Genomic DNA, 16,672 nt, shown 5'->3' on the forward strand with positions numbered 1-16,672 from the left:
TTAGTATGCAATTACTGCACGACGGTTTTTAGCGTAATCAGCTTCTGTGTGACCTAACACTGCTGGTTTTTCTTTACCATAAGAAACCAGAGAAACTTGATCGCCTGCTACACCTTTGCTTTGCAGATACATTTTAACTGCATTAGCACGACGCTCGCCCAGTGCGATGTTGTACTCAGGAGTACCGCGCTCATCCGCGTGACCTTCAACAACAACTTTAACAGATGGGTTGTTGCGCAGGAATGCAGCGTGAGCGTCTAACATATCAGCATATTCTGGAGATACGTTGTATTTATCGAAACCGAAGTAAACGATATTGTTATTTTGCAGCTCTTGCATTTGCTGACGTGCCAGCTCTTCCGCAGACAGACCTGAGTTAGTTTGGTTCATTGAAGAATCCGCACCATTTTGGTCATTGTTTTTGTTAGAGCTACAAGCTGCGACTGCCATGATTGGTAATGCGATCATCAGCCCTTTAAGCACTTTATTCAGTTGCATCGTTTTGATCCTTAATAGTTTGCCACACATTATTATTATGCATCACAGATACGGCGACCAAGCAGGGAATTTAACCTGTCCATCGGTAGCCGGAAGACGCGCTTTGAAACGCCCGTCGGTCGAAACTAGCTGCAATATAGTCCCCAAGCCTTGAGAGGAGCTATAAATAACCATAGTGCCGTTAGGTGCGATACTCGGCGTTTCATCTAGAAACGTTTTCGTTAAATATTCAACGTTACCCGTTGCCAGATCCTGTTTGGCGATATGCTGCTGACCGCCACCGGAACTGACCATTACAATGAAAGATCCATCCGGGCTAACATCAGCGTCCTGATTTTGTGTACCTTCCCAGGTCACACGTTCAGGGCTACCGCCATTAATATTAATTTTGTAAATTTGCGGGCGACCCGCTTGGTCTGAGGTATAGACCAACGTTTGACTATCTGGCATCCAAGTAGGTTCAGTGTTGTTACTACGCCCATCAGTCACTTGACGAATTTGGCCGCTCGCTAAATCCATCACATAAAGATTTAAGCTACCTGTTTTTGATAGTGCAAATGCCAGTTTAGTGCCATCTGGAGAAAATGCCGGCGCACCATTATGACGAGGGAATGATGCCACCTGACGAACAGCTCCAGTAGACAGTGTCTGAATAACCAGAGCAGAACTGCCACTTTCAAATGTTACATACGCCAAACGCTCACCATCAGGTGACCATGCTGGCGACATTAACGGTTCTGGAGAACGATGAACTGTAAATTGGTTATAGCCATCATAATCAGAAACGCGTAATTCATATGGGTATTGACCGCCTTTATTTGTGACCACATAGGCGATACGAGTACGGAATGCACCACGGATACCTGTTAGCTTCTCAAAAACTTCATCGCTTGCGGTATGGGCTGCATAACGTAACCACTCTTTGGTCACTTTATACTGATTCTGAGATAAAACAGTGCCTGGGCTACCCGCAACATCAACGAGCTGATAGCTAACCACATAACTACCATCTGCCGCAGGTTGAATCTGACCTACAACAACAGCATTGATTCCAAGTGTTGTCCAAGCCTCTGGCGTAACTTCAGAAGCGGTACCCGGTTGTTGTGGCATACGGCTAGGGTCAATAGGATTAAACTTGCCGCTATTGCGCAAGTCAGCACCAATAATTTGTCCGATTTCTTGCGGAGGCGTACCTGAGCCAGACCATTTAAAAGGCACAACACCTATTGGCTGAGCACTGTTTACACCTTCCGTGATCTCAATACGGATTTCAGCCTGAGCCACTGTTGCCCATAGCATTAAGAACCCGAGAACTACTTTAAAAGCCTGCTTCATCCTTATCTCCCTTACTGTGGAATTCACCGCCACAATAATTCGCTGAATTTTAACAAAGGTATACTAACAAAACTAGATATTGTAAGAACTATTTATGCTATAGCAGACATAAATTCAATACAGACAGCTCCGACTTATCTTATTTTGGACTAAATATAACTGTACTTCCTTGTTTTTTAAATGCTTCATACACATCTGGCGATGGACGCGGTAACGTGGCAAGTTTTGCTGCTCTGATTGCCGCATCACACAGCGCTGGGTCATTAGAAGCATTACTTTTAGGTGTAATGTTTACTAATAAACCATCCGATGCAATTTGTAACTTAAGTTCACACGTCCGTCCACGGTAAGTGTCTGAATCATAAAACTTACTCTGAATCGCTGCTTTTACTTTACCTGCATAACTATCGACATCTGCATTTGATGCTCCTGAGCGTTTTCCACCACCTTGACCAGCGGAAGCAGCACCACCTTGCTTACTTGGACCTGAAGCAGTCAAATCGCCAAGTAAATCATCAACGGAAGCCGAATTTTTAGCGGCCTCTGCTTTCGCTTTAGCAGCTTTGGCTTTTGCTTCTTTTTCGGCTTTAGCTTTCGCTTCTTTTTCAGCTTTAGCTTTGGCTTCTTTATCTGCCTTAGCTTTCGCTTCCTTCTCTGCTTTTTCTTTGGCTTCTTTTTCTGCTTTCGCCTTAGCATCGGCAGCAGCCTTGGCTTTTACAGCTTCGGCCTCTTTTTTCGCTTCAGCTTCCGCTTTTTCCTTCGCGGCAGCCTGCTCTTTAATCAAACGTTCTTTTTCCGCTTTTGCTTTTGCAGCCGCTTCTTCAGCAATTTTTTGCTCTTCCTTCGCTTTTTTCGCTGCTTCTGCCGCTTGCTTTTGTTGCTGCTCAGCTTGTTTTTGTCGTTCTTGAGCTTCACGCTCGCTCTGAATACGTTCTTGTTCAAGCTGTTGCAGGCGCTTTTGTTCCTGCTCTTGCTTTTCCCTTAACTCAGCTTCTTGTTTCTGTTCTTTCTCTTTGCGCTCTTTAGCGGCCTGTTTGGCGCTGTTTTCTTGTTGCTGCATTTGATTATATTGTTGGACAACTGCGCCTGGGTCGACCATTACAGCATCGATAACAGTCCCCTCTTCTCCGCCACCGCCAAGTTTGACGACGGAGACTAAGGAACCAATTATAATTAGGCCAATCAGTAGCACGTGCAGTGCTACTGATGTCAACAAAGAGCGCCTAAAATTATCTTTTTTCTCTTTTGTCTTTCCCACAATTGGTATCCAAAAAAAGAATCGTTACTCACTCAAACTACATGGGTTGAGTCATTAAGCCGACGGATTTGATGCCTGCCTGATGCAAAATATTTAATGCCTTAATCACTTCATCATAAGGAACTTCTTTTGCACCACCGATGAGGAAAATCGCCTTTGGATTTTTCTCTAATTGAGCTTTCGCCTCTGCGGCAATCTGTTCTGGTGGCAGCAAATCTAATCGCTCACCATCAATTAACATATTGTATTGCCCAACGCCCGCCACCTCTAAAATAATCGGTGGATTATCACTTGATGATACAGTTTGGGTATCTGTGGCATCCGGCAGATCAACTTCCACACTTTGAGAGATAATCGGTGCTGTCGCCATAAAAATTAGCAGTAACACCAACAATACATCCAATAATGGAACAATATTGATTTCGGATTTCAGCTCACGTCTGCGACTATTGCGCGCCATTCGCTTATCCCCTCGTATTATTTCTTGTCAGCAGAGAATGCTTGGCGATGTAAGATAGCCAGAAACTCTTCCATAAAGTTATCGTAGCTCTGCTCTAGCTTGTTCACACGCAGGTTCAAACGGTTATACGCCATAACAGCAGGGATCGCGGCAAACAGACCAATTGCAGTAGCAATCAACGCTTCTGCAATTCCCGGTGCCACCATCTGTAGCGTCGCTTGTTTCACCGCACCTAACGCGATAAAGGCATGCATAATTCCCCAAACAGTACCAAACAACCCAATATAAGGGCTGATAGAACCAACGGTACCCAAAAATGGAATATGCGCTTCAACAGATTCAAGTTCACGGTTCATCGAAATACGCATAGCACGAGACGCGCCCGTAACCACCGCATCGGGCGCGTGAATATTAGCTTGGTGTAAACGCACAAATTCCTTGAAGCCCGCATGGAAAATTTGCTCTGCCCCACTTAGCGAATCACGGCGTGCCTGACTTTCTTTATATAAACGCGATAACTCAATACCTGACCAAAATTTATCTTCAAACGCTTCAGCCTCTCGAGTGGCCGCATTTAAAATTTTTGTTCTCTGTATAATGATGGCCCAAGAAGCGATAGAAAAACCAATCAAAACGAACATAATGATCTGAACCAATAGGCTCGCTTTTAGGAATAAATCCAGGATATTCATGTCAGTCACTGTTTAAACTCCGCGACAATAGACTTAGGAAGCGCTGTCGGCTTCATTTTTGATATGTCCACACAAGCAATCAGGGCTGTCGCCCCACAAAGCAGGTTACCTTGTGAATCAATTAACCTTTGTTGAAAGGTTAAAGAGGCACGCTTCATTTCCACGATTTGTGTCTCAATTTCCAATAAATCATCCAGCCGAGCTGCTCTCACAAAATCAGTTGTCATACTCCGAACAACAAATCCAATGTTCTCGGCTAGTAAACTTTGTTGATTGATACCTTTATCCCGTAGCATCTCGGTTCTAGCTCGTTCAAAGAAAGCAAGATAACGTGCATGGTAAACCACACCGCCCGCATCTGTATCTTCATAATAGACGCGAACAGGCCAACGAAATAACATAACAACCACTCCATCCTAGGTTAAATTAATTAACCGTGCCACTATACTCAAGACGGTGTCGCTTTGGAATGACCTAGGGGTAAAGTTATCAAAAAAAAATTATGGATCCGCAGACCCATAATTGACAATTAGATTAGCTGAGGACTTTAACCAAGCCCCAGATAAGGATGATGACAGCAGGTAATGGATGGAAAACTGTTCGCCAAATCAATTTGTTAGGTCTAAAACCAACCCCAAAGATCATCGCGCTACACGTTGCCCAAATAAGTAATAACCCTTGCCAAATTAGGAATGAACTGGTTTTTGCAGCGAATTGGGTCGGATCCCACATAACGCTTCCCGCAATCACCAAAGCTAATAAAAGGATAAGGAACCTTATCGGCCCCTTATCCAATAGCTGATAGCATTTATCCACCAGCATTATTTATTACTCGCCATCTTTAGCTGCGGCTTTGTCTTCCGCATGCTCTAACGCTAGAGCTGCAATCACTGCAAAACTACAAGCTAACAGCGTGCCGAGGATCCAGGCAAAATACCACATATGTTATGCTCCTTAATACAGTGAATGCTTGTTGCCTTCGATAAAGTTTTTGTCCAAACGGCCAAACATTTTGTAGTAACACCACGCTGTGTAAGCCAATACGATTGGAACAAAGATAATAGCAACAACTGTCATAACTTGCAGAGTAAACAGGCTAGATGTTGCATCCCACATAGTCAAACTTGCGTTTGGCATAATGCTTGAAGGCATAATGAATGGGAACATAGCAACACCGCAAGTTAAAATGATACATGCGATAGTCAGTGATGAACTCACAAACGCAAGCGCATTTTTGTCTGCTTTACTAAACAGCATCGTTAACAGTGGTAAAACCACACCCAGCGCAGGCAGAGCCCACAATACAGGGTAGTTGTTAAAATTAGTCAACCAAGCGCCAGATGCAACCTCAACTGTTTTATTCAGTGGGTTTGATACGCTTAATGTATCGATAGTTGACGTCACCACATAACCATCAATGCTCATCACTAACCAAGCACCTGCACCCGCAAATGCGATTAGGGTCAGTAATGCAGTGACATAAGTTGCTTTACGAACGCGTAGGTGTAGTTCACCCGTTGTACGCATTTGCAAATAAGTTGCACCTTGAGTCACAATCATCATTAAGCTAACAACACCCGCTAACAAGCCATATGGGTTTAGCAGACCAAACAGGTTACCTGTATAAGTCAGGTACTGTTGGTTATCGATTTGGAATGGAACACCTAACAGTAGGTTACCAAACGCAACCCCGATAACCAGTGGTGGAACGAAACCACCGATAAACAGACCCCAGTCCCACATGTTACGCCATTTTGGATTTTCCAGCTTAGAACGGTAGTCAAAACCGACTGGGCGGAAGAACAGCGCAGCTAGCACTAAAATCATAGCGACATAGAAACCAGAGAATGCAGCAGCATAAACTTGTGGCCATGCCGCGAACATCGCACCACCGGCAGTGATTAACCAAACTTGGTTACCATCCCAGTGCGGTGCAACCGCATTAATCATGATACGGCGATCAGTATCTGTTTTACCTAAAATTGGTAATAAGAAGCCGACGCCCATGTCAAAGCCATCCGTGACAGCGAAGCCAATCAGCAGAACGCCGATTAGAATCCACCACACAAATCGAAGAACTTCATAATCAAACATAAGTGGACTCCTGTTTACTGAACGTCTTGTGCAGAGCTGTTTTTCTGTTCAAAGTGATAGCGGCCAGTTTTCAGGCTGCTTGGCCCTTTACGAGCGAATTTGAACATTAGGAACAATTCAGCAATTAAGAACAGTGTATACAGACCACAGATCAGAGCTAGAGAGAAAATCAGATCATGGGTTGTCAAGTTTGAGTGTGCAACGGATACAGGAAGAACCTCACCGATAGCCCAAGGCTGACGACCATATTCTGCAACAAACCAACCTGATTCAATCGCAATCCATGGTAATGGGATACCGAACAATGCGGTACGCAGCAGCCATTTGTTTTGGCCGATACGGTTGCGAACAACAGAAAGGAAGGAGAGACCGATGATAATCAGTAGTAAGAAACCGACACCAACCATGATACGGAATGCCCAGAACAATGGACCGACATTTGGAATACTATCTTTAACCGCTTTTTGGATCTGTGCTTCAGTTGCATCAACAATGTTTGGTGCATATTGTTTCAGCAGAAGACCATAACCTAAATCTTTCTTATTTGCTTCAAAAGACTTACGTAATTCAGGATCTTTATTGCCCGCTAACAGCTCTTGCAGTTCACCGTATGCGATCATGCCGTTACGGATACGAACTTCATGCTGCTTCATCAGATCTTTCAGACCTAAGACAGGCGTGTCGAGTGAGCGTGTTGTGATAAGCCCCATCACCCATGGAATTTCAATCGCAAATTTGTTTTCCATTTTTTCGGTGTCAGGCCAAGCAATTAGGTTAAACGCCGCAGGTGGTGCATGCGTTTCCCACTCAGCTTCTACCGCAGCCAGTTTGGTTTTCTGTACGTCACCCATTTCGTAACCTGATTCATCACCAAGAACGATAACAGACAACACAGCCGCAATACCAAAGCTTGCAGCAATCGCAAATGAACGTTTAGCAAATGCAAGGTCACGACCTTTAAGCATGTAGTAAGAACTAATGCCCAATACAAACATCGCACCAGTACAGTAACCAGCAGCAACGGTGTGAACGAATTTAACTTGTGCAACTGGGTTTAAGACTAGCTCAGAGAAGCTAACCATTTCCATACGCATAGTTTCAAAGTTAAAGTCTGCTGCTATTGGGTTTTGCATCCAGCCGTTCGCAACAAGAATCCACAGTGCAGAGAAGTTAGAACCTAAAGCGACTAACCAAGTAACTGCAAGGTGCTGGGTCTTGCTCAAACGATCCCAACCAAAGAAGAATAAACCAACAAAGGTCGATTCAAGGAAGAATGCCATCAAACCTTCGATTGCAAGAGGTGCACCGAAGATATCTCCAACATAGTGGGCATAGTAAGACCAGTTAGTACCGAATTGGAACTCCATAGTCAAACCAGTGGCAACACCTAGAGCAAAGTTAATACCAAATAACTTGCCCCAGAACTTAGTCATATCTTTATAAATTTGCTTACCAGACAGCACATATACCGTTTCCATAATCGCAAGCAAAAACGCCATACCGAGCGTTAATGGCACGAATAGGAAGTGATACATCGCAGTTAAGGCAAACTGTAATCTTGACAGTTCGACAATATCAAACATCTTGACTCCTTGCTCCTAGCAGGAAGACACCGACTTGCGGCAACCCAGCTTCCAATAAAATTAAAGAAAGCCTCTTAACTACCAGCAAAAAATGCCTCAAAACAACAAATAATTAACAAAATTCAAAACTCTAACGACACTATAATAATAGTACGCTTATCTTCACATACAATAAACTTCTTTTGCGTGATTCAGATTTGAATTCTGAATATATATCAATAATTATACCCTATAATAGAAAAACGAGTATTTGATCGAGCACCAATTTAAGCAATTTAGAAAAATAATGCCAGCACTAATGAATTGATTTACGTCAATTTTTTAAGCATTGTTAATTGATTATCCTTATCATCAATTAATGGTTAGTTAAATGTTAATTGAGTGTTATTGAGAATAGTACAAATATTCTTATTTTTCTAAAAGACTACCTAAAAAAATTAACTTTTGATTTGAAACTTCATAAAAAGATAATTTAATTTATAATTTTAGCCTATTTTGTTTTTATTATGACTTTTATTAATTACTAAATAAATTCTGATGACTTGCTATTTCTGATTAATTAATTCTGACCGACACCGTTATTATTAACGAAACACAATTCATCAGCATTATATCTGTTGATTGACAAAAAATAGCTTATTTAGCCCACCAAAATGACGAAATAACCAGCAGTTTATCCTTGATTGACTATCTATTTATTCAAGTAATCACAAGAATACTGCCATCAACGACGTGAGATACTCTTCAACGCCAAAGTATCCACAAGCGCATTCAGTCAGCATTGTAGCCTGTCAATTTACGCCCCCCTTGTTAGGACATCGCACGTAGCTTGCTTCGCTCCTAGCGCTATAGCAAGAATCAGCGGCTTCTTTTTAGCATACTGTTGATTCTGAATGATTGTTTGTGAAATAAATCGCTATTGAATAACGGTTTTATCATTTAAAAGAGAAACCTTCGATCGCCCAAATACCGCCAAACGTGCCACCGTACGGCAGAATACGGCTAGGCTTGCACTCCCTCCCCCACATCACCCAGTAAAACGGTTATCATGAGTGGTAGACATAGGTTCATCGTGTAGAAAGGGATACATACCGCCGTTGGCGGCTTTACTTGCAAAGCCCCTGATTTCACAATCAAAAAATATTCGAGTATTTAGGCGTTGCTCTCAATCATGACGCTTTTTTAAAGCCTATAGGCTAGAAATTTCTCTCGACCATACAAAGCGCGGATACACAAAAAATTGACCAATGGATGGATAACAGTCGCGCGTTTGATGCCAGGATGGATAGCGATAGATAGGTAAGTACGTACTCGAAGATGTTGTCAGCAACTCAACTTATGATTCAGCCACCTGATCTGAGTTCTGAGAATACACACTGACCACAGAGTTAATTGCGCTTGAACAGGAGTTGCAATTTCATCTTTTTAAATAAAAAGCCCGCGATTCGAATTTGAATGCGGGCTTAATTGGGTTTAATCGTCAGTTCAAACGACTAAACTTATTTTGCTAGCAGTGATTTTACTGCATCGCCGATATCCGCTAAGCTACGAACCGTTTTAACACCGGCCGCTTCTAATGCAGCGAATTTCTCATCAGCAGTACCTTTACCGCCCGCGATAATTGCACCTGCGTGACCCATACGCTTGCCTTTAGGTGCAGTTACACCGGCAATATAACCAACAACAGGTTTGGTTACATGGTCTTTAATGTAAGCAGCCGCTTCTTCTTCAGCATTACCACCAATTTCACCGATCATCACGATCGCTTCAGTTTGTGGATCTTCTTGGAACATTTTCAGGATATCAATGAAGTTTGAACCCGGAATAGGGTCACCACCGATACCAACACATGTTGATTGACCAAGACCAGCATCTGTCGTCTGTTTAACCGCTTCATAAGTCAGTGTACCTGAACGAGAAACGATACCCACTTTACCTGGCATATGAATGTGACCGGGTTGAATACCGATCTTACATTCACCCGGAGTGATAACACCTGGGCAGTTTGGACCGATCATACGAACGCCAGCTTCATCTAATTTTACTTTAACAGTCAGCATGTCCAGAGTTGGAATACCTTCGGTAATCGTAATAATCAGTTTGATGCCCGCATCAATAGCTTCAAGGATCGAATCTTTACAGAAAGGAGCCGGAACATAGATCACAGAGGCAGTAGCACCTGTTGCTTCTACAGCTTCACGAACGGTGTTAAATACAGGCAGACCTAGGTGAGTTGTACCACCTTTACCTGGCGTTACACCGCCGACCATTTTTGTACCATAAGCAATAGCTTGCTCAGAGTGGAATGTACCTTGACCGCCAGTGAAACCTTGGCAAATTACTTTGGTGTTTTTATCAATTAAAATAGACATTATTTAGCCTCCGCCGCTGCTACTGCTTTCTTAGCTGCATCTGTCAGGCTATTTGCTGCGATGATATTCAAGCCGCTATCTGCCAGTTTTTTCGCACCTAACTCTGCATTGTTACCTTCTAAACGAACCACTACTGGTACATTTACGCCAACTTCTTCTACTGCACCAATGATGCCGTCTGCAATCAGGTCACAGCGAACGATACCACCAAAAATGTTAACGAAAACAGCTTTCACGCTCTTATCTGAAAGGATAATTTTAAACGCTTCAGTTACGCGTTCTTTCGTTGCGCCGCCGCCAACGTCAAGGAAGTTAGCTGGTGCACCACCGTGCAGTTTAACGATGTCCATCGTCCCCATAGCAAGACCTGCACCGTTAACCATACAACCGATATTGCCATCTAGCGCAACGTAGTTCAGCTCCCACTGAGCTGCTTGTGCTTCACGCGCATCTTCTTGAGATGGGTCATGCATTTCGCGCATTTCTGCTTGACGATATAGCGCGTTGCTATCAACACCTAATTTACCATCTAAACAAACAAGGTCACCCTCGGTATTAATCACTAATGGGTTAACTTCGATGAGTGCAAGGTCACGTTCTAGGAACATCGTTGCTAGACCCATGAAAATTTTAGCGAATTGGCTAACTTGTTTACCCGTTAGGCCTAATTTGAACGCTAACTCACGGCCTTGGAAAGGCATAGGACCCGTTAATGGATCGATAACAGCTTTATGGATAAGCTCTGGCGTTTCTTCAGCAACTTTCTCAATCTCAACACCACCTTCCGTTGATGCCATAAACACAACACGACGTGTGCCACGGTCAACTACCGCACCTAGGTACAGTTCTTTAGCAATGTCAGTCGCGTTTTCAACCAAAATTTGGTTAACTGGCTGACCATTTGCATCTGTTTGGTAAGTGACAAGGTTTTTACCTAACCATTTATCAGCGAACTCTTTGATATCATTGATATCATTTGTCACTTTTACGCCACCAGCTTTACCACGTCCACCCGCGTGAACTTGGCATTTAACAACCCATGGGCCGTTTCCGATTTTTTTTGCTGCTTCTACAGCTTCAGTTGCTGATGTACAGGCATAACCCGTTGGTGCTGGCAAACCATAGCGTGTAAAAAGCTGTTTTGCCTGATACTCGTGTAAATTCATGATGTTCTATCCATAATTGAGTCTGAAGAGGCGTTTATTCGCCTCCTGCAATTGTTACTGATTTAGCAACCGGCGAACCGGTTGCATCGGTTACTTCAGACCGGGCAGGTCATACCCTGCCCTGTTATGTTGCTATACGTCCAGCAGTAAACGAGTTGGATCTTCCAGCATATCTTTGATGGCGACTAAGAAGCCAACTGACTCGCTACCATCAATCAGACGGTGGTCATAAGATAGTGCAAGGTACATCATTGGAAGAATTTCAACCTTACCGTTAACCGCCATAGGGCGATCTTTAATAGCATGCATGCCTAAGATTGCACTTTGTGGTGGGTTAATGATAGGAGTAGACATTAGAGAACCGAATACGCCACCGTTGGTAATGGTGAAATTACCACCCGTCAGATCATCAACAGTCAGCTTACCGTCACGACCTTTGACTGCCAGTTCTTTAATTTTCTTCTCAATATCAGCCATGCTCATTGCATCAACATCACGCAATACTGGGGTGACCAGACCACGTGGCGTTGAAACAGCAATACTGATATCGAAATAGTTATGGTAAACAACGTCTGTACCATCAATAGAAGCATTCACTTCAGGATAACGTTTGAGTGCTTCAACCGCAGCTTTAACATAGAAAGACATAAAGCCTAAACGTACACCGTGACGTTTTTCGAATGCTTCACCATATTGCTTACGCAGATCTTTAATTGGCTGCATGTTAACTTCGTTAAACGTCGTTAACATCGCGGTGTTATTTTTCGCTTCCAATAAACGCTCAGCAATACGCTTACGTAAACGCGTCATAGGAACACGTTTTTCGCTACGATGAGCCAGAGGTGCTTGTGGTGCAGCTGGCGCTTCAGCTTTAGCCGCCGGAGCTGATTTATTCGCTGCTAAGTGTTTCTCAACGTCTTCACGAGTCAAACGACCACCAACACCCGTGCCTTTAATGTCAGCAGGATTGAGATCATGCTCAGCCACTAAACGACGGATCGCTGGAGAAAGTGCATCATTGCTCTCTTCTTCCAAGCTCGCTGTTTGACGTTGTGCAGGTGCAGCTTCTTGAGTGGATTTCACTTCAACAGGCATCCCCGTGCTGTCACCTAAGCGAATACGACCTAACAGCTGTTTAGACAGTACAGTTGCGCCTTCATCTTCAACGATAGCTTCTAATACACCCGCTTCACTTGCAGGAACTTCTAATACAACTTTATCCGTTTCGATTTCAACCAGCACTTCGTCACGTTCAACGCTATCACCTGGTTTTTTATGCCATGTGGCAACCGTAGCATCGGCAACGGATTCAGGAAGATCTGGAACAAGAATTTCTACACTACTCATTTTCTATCCTTTAATTATTCAATGTTCAACGCGTCATTAACCAGAGCTTGTTGCTGCTCTAAGTGAACGGACGTATAACCAACTGCTGGAGATGAAGAAGCAGCACGACCTGCATAACGTAAAGTAGCCCCTGCTGGGATAGCTTCACGGAAGTTGTGTTGGCTGCAATACCAAGCGCCTTGGTTCAATGGCTCTTCTTGACACCAAACAAAATCTTTAACGTGCGCATATTGCGCCAGCGCTTGTTGGATATCTTCGTGAGGGAACGGATACAGCTGTTCAATACGGATAATCGCAACATCTGTTTGTTCGTTCTTACGACGCTGTTCTAACAGATCGTAATAAACTTTACCGGAACACAGAATGACGCGTTTCACGTTTTTCGGATTGATTTCATCTATTTCACCGATAACTGGTAAGAATTTACCATTCGCCAATTCTTCCATACTCGATACCGCTAATGGGTGACGTAGTAAGGATTTCGGTGACATTACAATCAGAGGACGGCGCATGCCACGTAGAGCCTGACGGCGCAGCATGTGGTAAACTTGAGCAGGTGTTGATGGTACACACACTTGCATATTTTGGTCTGCACACAGTTGCAGATAACGTTCTAAACGTGCAGATGAGTGCTCAGGACCTTGACCTTCATAGCCATGTGGTAACAGCATAACTAGACCACACATACGACCCCATTTCTGCTCACCAGAGCTAATAAATTGGTCGATAACCACTTGAGCACAGTTTGCGAAGTCACCAAATTGCGCTTCCCAAATTGTCAGAGCACGTGGTTCTGTGGTTGCATAGCCATATTCAAATGCCAACACTGCGTTTTCAGTCAGAACAGAGTCCCAAACATTAAATACGCCTTGGCCATTATGGATATTTTGCAGTGGCACATAGACCGAACCGTTCGTTTGGTTATGTACAACAGCGTGACGGTGGAAGAATGTCCCACGGCCTGAGTCTTCACCAGACAGACGAACAGGGATACCTTCATCAACTAAGGTTGCATAAGCTAATGTTTCAGCAGCACCCCAATCCAACAGTTTTTTACCTTGCGCCATTTCCGCGCGGTCTGCATAGATTTTTTCTACACGAGACTGGGTAACCACTTCAGCTGGAATAGTACTGGTTTTAACTGCAAGCTCTTGTAAACGTTTTAAATCAAATGTGGATTTATACTCTTCATTCCATTCATGGTTCAGGTACGGTTCCCATGTATAAGAGTGCAGACCCATTTCACGCCATTCTTCAACGACACAATCACCTCTATCCAATGCATCGCGATATAAGTTAACCATTTCAGTCACTTCATCAGCAGTCACAACACCGCTTTCGATTAAGCGATCCGCATAGATTTTACGTGGTGTCGGATGTTTTTTGATTTTTTGATACATAATTGGCTGAGTTGCATTTGGCTCATCAGCTTCGTTATGACCATGACGACGATAACAAACGAGGTCAATCATCACATCACGTTTAAAGGTATTGCGGAAATCCAGAGCCAGACGAGTGACAAAAGCAACCGCTTCAGGGTCATCTGCATTGACATGGAAAATAGGTGCTTGAACCATCTTCACGATATCGGTGCAATACTCTGTTGAACGGGTATCTTTCGGGTTTGACGTGGTGAAACCAATTTGGTTATTGATTACGATACGCATTGTACCGCCAACTTCATAACCACGTGCCTGAGACATGTTCAGCGTTTCTTGAACAACACCTTGACCTGTTACCGCCGAGTCACCATGAATAGTGATTGGCAGAACCATATTACTACGCCCTTCATCAAGGCGGTCGCGACGAGCACGAACAGAACCAATAACAACTGGGCTAACAATCTCAAGGTGAGATGGGTTAAAGGCCAGCGCTAAGTGGACACGTGAGCCCGCGGTTTCAAAGTCAGAAGAAAAACCTTGGTGATATTTCACGTCACCAGCACTTGAATGGTCTTTATGTTTGCCAGCAAACTCATCAAATAGTTCTGCTGGTTTTTTACCTAAGATATTAATTAATACGTTAAGACGACCACGGTGAGCCATACCTAATACGACTTCACGTGTATCTTGTTTACCCGCATGGTGAATCAAATCTTTCAGCATTGGGATCAGTGAATCACCACCTTCCAATGAGAAACGTTTTGCACCTGGGAATTTTGCGCCTAAATAGCGCTCTAGCCCTTCTGCTGCTGTTAGCTCAGCCAAGAAGCGACGTTTTTCTTCTTTAGAGAATTGCTCAGCGACATTCACTGATTCAAGGCGTTGCTGAATCCAACGTTTTTCCTCAGTATTAGTGATATGCATATATTCCGCACCGATAGAACCGCAATAAATGCGTTTCAGCGCGTCATACAAATCGCTCAGTTTCATGGTCTCTTTGCCAATTGCAAAAGAACCCACATTGAATGTTTCGTCAAAATCTTCTTTCGTTAGATTATGGAATGCTGGATCTAAATCTGGAACAGATTCACGTTTCCATAGACCTAATGGATCAAGATTTGCGTTTTGATGTCCGCGGAAGCGGAATGCGTTAATCAGCTGCAAAACTTTCACTTGTTTTGCATCGATTGCAGGATCGCTAACAGAGGTATGATAACGAGTCGAGTCTTTTGCTAAGCGACGGAAATAATCGCGTGCTTGTGAGTGGAATTGCTCAGCGTTGGTGCCTGCTCCAGGCAGTTGCTGGAAGATTTCTCTCCAGCCAGCATCAACAGAATTGGGGTCAGTTAGATAATCTTCATAGAGCTGTTCTATGTAAGTCTGGTTCGCGCCTGCCAGAAAGCTCGAATCCAGCCAGTCCTTCATTACGCCGTTCTGCATTGTGATCCCTTAAGCTTTGATAGCTTTAGTTTTCGCCGTGGTTAACTAATTGCCGCGTTTAGGCGGCCTCGATAAAGGTTCTTCTGGACGTGCTTTATGCATGTTCTCACTTTGGGTTTCCCTTTATCACTCCGGGCTCCCCTTCTAAGGAACCTTTAAAAACTGTCTGCAGTTTTTAAAGGCCCCTCGAGTCAGCTCGCGTCTTCATCATTTGCAGTTTGGCTTATTACTTTCACTTTTTTGCTTTTACTTTGTTACTATTCAACAGCCTGCGGCACTTAGGTGCCGCAGGTAATCACCGGTTTTATGCACTATGTTTTAGTAACATAGATTTAATATGACCGATAGCTTTCGTTGGATTTAGTCCTTTAGGGCATACATTGACACAATTCATGATGCTATGACAGCGGAAAACACTAAAAGCGTCGTTCAGATCATCTAATCGAGCATCTGTTTCAGTATCTCTACTATCAATTAAGAATCTGTATGCGGCTAAAAGACCTGCCGGACCAATAAATTTGTCGGGATTCCACCAGAAAGATGGGCAAGACGTTGAGCAACATGCACACAGAATACACTCATATAACCCATCGAGTTTTTCACGTTGTGCCGGCGACTGTAAATTCTCACGCGCTGGTGGATTCTTATTATCATTAATCAGATAAGGACGAATTTTTTCGTATTGAGTATAGAACTGGCTCATGTCAATAATCAGGTCACGAATCACGGGTAGACCTGGTAATGGACGAATAACAATTTTCTTCCCACCACGAATTAAAGCAGACAGTGGTGTGATACAAGCCAAGCCATTTTTACCATTCATGTTCAGACCGTCAGAGCCACATACCCCCTCACGGCAAGAACGACGGAATGATAAAGTGGGATCTTTTTCTTTCAGTTGGATCAACGCATCTAGCAACATCATGTCACGCCCTTCAGGAACCTCGAGCGTGTAATCCTGCATACGTGGTGCGTTATCTACATCCGGATTATAGCGATAAATCGAAAATTCAAGTTTCATAGTTCATTTCTCCGCAACTGGATT

At 43.6% G+C, this 16,672-nt stretch carries 15 protein-coding genes; all 15 read right to left on the minus strand.

Annotated elements, in window-relative coordinates:
- The 15 genes from pal to M1F03_RS13825 all read right to left on the minus strand — a co-directional run bounded on the left by pal (position 1) and on the right by M1F03_RS13825 (position 16,648).
- Complete coding sequence (pal, locus tag M1F03_RS13755) at positions 1–498, minus strand: peptidoglycan-associated lipoprotein Pal (protein WP_014657760.1); 498 nt, start codon at positions 496–498, stop codon at positions 1–3.
- A gap of 42 nt (positions 499–540) precedes the next feature.
- The gene (gene tolB / locus M1F03_RS13760; protein WP_154624837.1) at positions 541–1,833 is read right to left on the minus strand and encodes a Tol-Pal system beta propeller repeat protein TolB; all 1,293 of its coding nucleotides are present in this window, start codon (positions 1,831–1,833) and stop codon (positions 541–543) included.
- A gap of 139 nt (positions 1,834–1,972) precedes the next feature.
- Positions 1,973–3,091 (minus strand): cell envelope integrity protein TolA, encoded by a 1,119-nt coding sequence (tolA, locus tag M1F03_RS13765; RefSeq protein WP_163862758.1) that lies wholly within the window; start codon positions 3,089–3,091, stop codon positions 1,973–1,975.
- Between the two features lie 37 nt (positions 3,092–3,128).
- A complete protein-coding gene (gene tolR, locus M1F03_RS13770; protein WP_154624836.1) occupies positions 3,129–3,551 on the minus strand; it encodes a colicin uptake protein TolR in 423 nt (140 codons plus the stop codon).
- A gap of 17 nt (positions 3,552–3,568) precedes the next feature.
- A complete protein-coding gene (tolQ, locus tag M1F03_RS13775; RefSeq protein ID WP_163862761.1) occupies positions 3,569–4,252 on the minus strand; it encodes a Tol-Pal system protein TolQ in 684 nt (227 codons plus the stop codon).
- The gene (gene ybgC / locus M1F03_RS13780) at positions 4,249–4,644 is read right to left on the minus strand and encodes a tol-pal system-associated acyl-CoA thioesterase (RefSeq protein WP_154624834.1); all 396 of its coding nucleotides are present in this window, start codon (positions 4,642–4,644) and stop codon (positions 4,249–4,251) included. Before ybgC ends, tolQ begins: the two co-directional genes overlap by 4 nt.
- Positions 4,645–4,777: 133 nt before the next feature.
- The gene (gene ybgE / locus M1F03_RS13785; protein ID WP_154624833.1) at positions 4,778–5,065 is read right to left on the minus strand and encodes a cyd operon protein YbgE; all 288 of its coding nucleotides are present in this window, start codon (positions 5,063–5,065) and stop codon (positions 4,778–4,780) included.
- Positions 5,066–5,071: 6 nt separating this feature from the next.
- Positions 5,072–5,185, minus strand: coding sequence for a cytochrome bd-I oxidase subunit CydX (gene cydX, locus M1F03_RS13790; RefSeq protein ID WP_008912071.1), 114 nt, complete (start codon positions 5,183–5,185; stop codon positions 5,072–5,074).
- Positions 5,186–5,197: 12 nt separating this feature from the next.
- Positions 5,198–6,337 (minus strand): cytochrome d ubiquinol oxidase subunit II, encoded by a 1,140-nt coding sequence (gene cydB / locus M1F03_RS13795; RefSeq protein ID WP_154624832.1) that lies wholly within the window; start codon positions 6,335–6,337, stop codon positions 5,198–5,200.
- 14 nt (positions 6,338–6,351) lie between these two features.
- Positions 6,352–7,920 carry a cytochrome ubiquinol oxidase subunit I gene (gene cydA / locus M1F03_RS13800; RefSeq protein WP_154624831.1) on the minus strand — a complete coding sequence of 523 codons (1,569 nt, stop codon included), beginning with the start codon at positions 7,918–7,920 and terminating at the stop codon, positions 6,352–6,354.
- 1,499 nt (positions 7,921–9,419) lie between these two features.
- On the minus strand, positions 9,420–10,292 hold the full coding sequence (sucD, locus tag M1F03_RS13805; protein ID WP_096618019.1) for a succinate--CoA ligase subunit alpha: 873 nt from the start codon (positions 10,290–10,292) through the stop codon (positions 9,420–9,422).
- A complete protein-coding gene (gene sucC / locus M1F03_RS13810) occupies positions 10,292–11,458 on the minus strand; it encodes an ADP-forming succinate--CoA ligase subunit beta (RefSeq protein ID WP_154621928.1) in 1,167 nt (388 codons plus the stop codon). Before sucC ends, sucD begins: the two co-directional genes overlap by 1 nt.
- 132 nt (positions 11,459–11,590) lie before the next feature.
- On the minus strand, positions 11,591–12,805 hold the full coding sequence (odhB, locus tag M1F03_RS13815) for a 2-oxoglutarate dehydrogenase complex dihydrolipoyllysine-residue succinyltransferase (RefSeq protein WP_154621927.1): 1,215 nt from the start codon (positions 12,803–12,805) through the stop codon (positions 11,591–11,593).
- 14 nt (positions 12,806–12,819) lie between these two features.
- The gene (sucA, locus tag M1F03_RS13820) at positions 12,820–15,627 is read right to left on the minus strand and encodes a 2-oxoglutarate dehydrogenase E1 component (RefSeq protein ID WP_154621926.1); all 2,808 of its coding nucleotides are present in this window, start codon (positions 15,625–15,627) and stop codon (positions 12,820–12,822) included.
- 304 nt (positions 15,628–15,931) lie between these two features.
- Positions 15,932–16,648, minus strand: a complete 717-nt coding sequence (locus tag M1F03_RS13825) for a succinate dehydrogenase iron-sulfur subunit (protein ID WP_154621925.1) — start codon at positions 16,646–16,648, stop codon at positions 15,932–15,934.
- Positions 16,649–16,672 lie beyond the last annotated feature (24 nt).

It is taken from the genome of Providencia sp. PROV080 (genome assembly GCF_033688105.1).
Classification (GTDB): domain Bacteria; phylum Pseudomonadota; class Gammaproteobacteria; order Enterobacterales; family Enterobacteriaceae; genus Providencia; species Providencia zhejiangensis.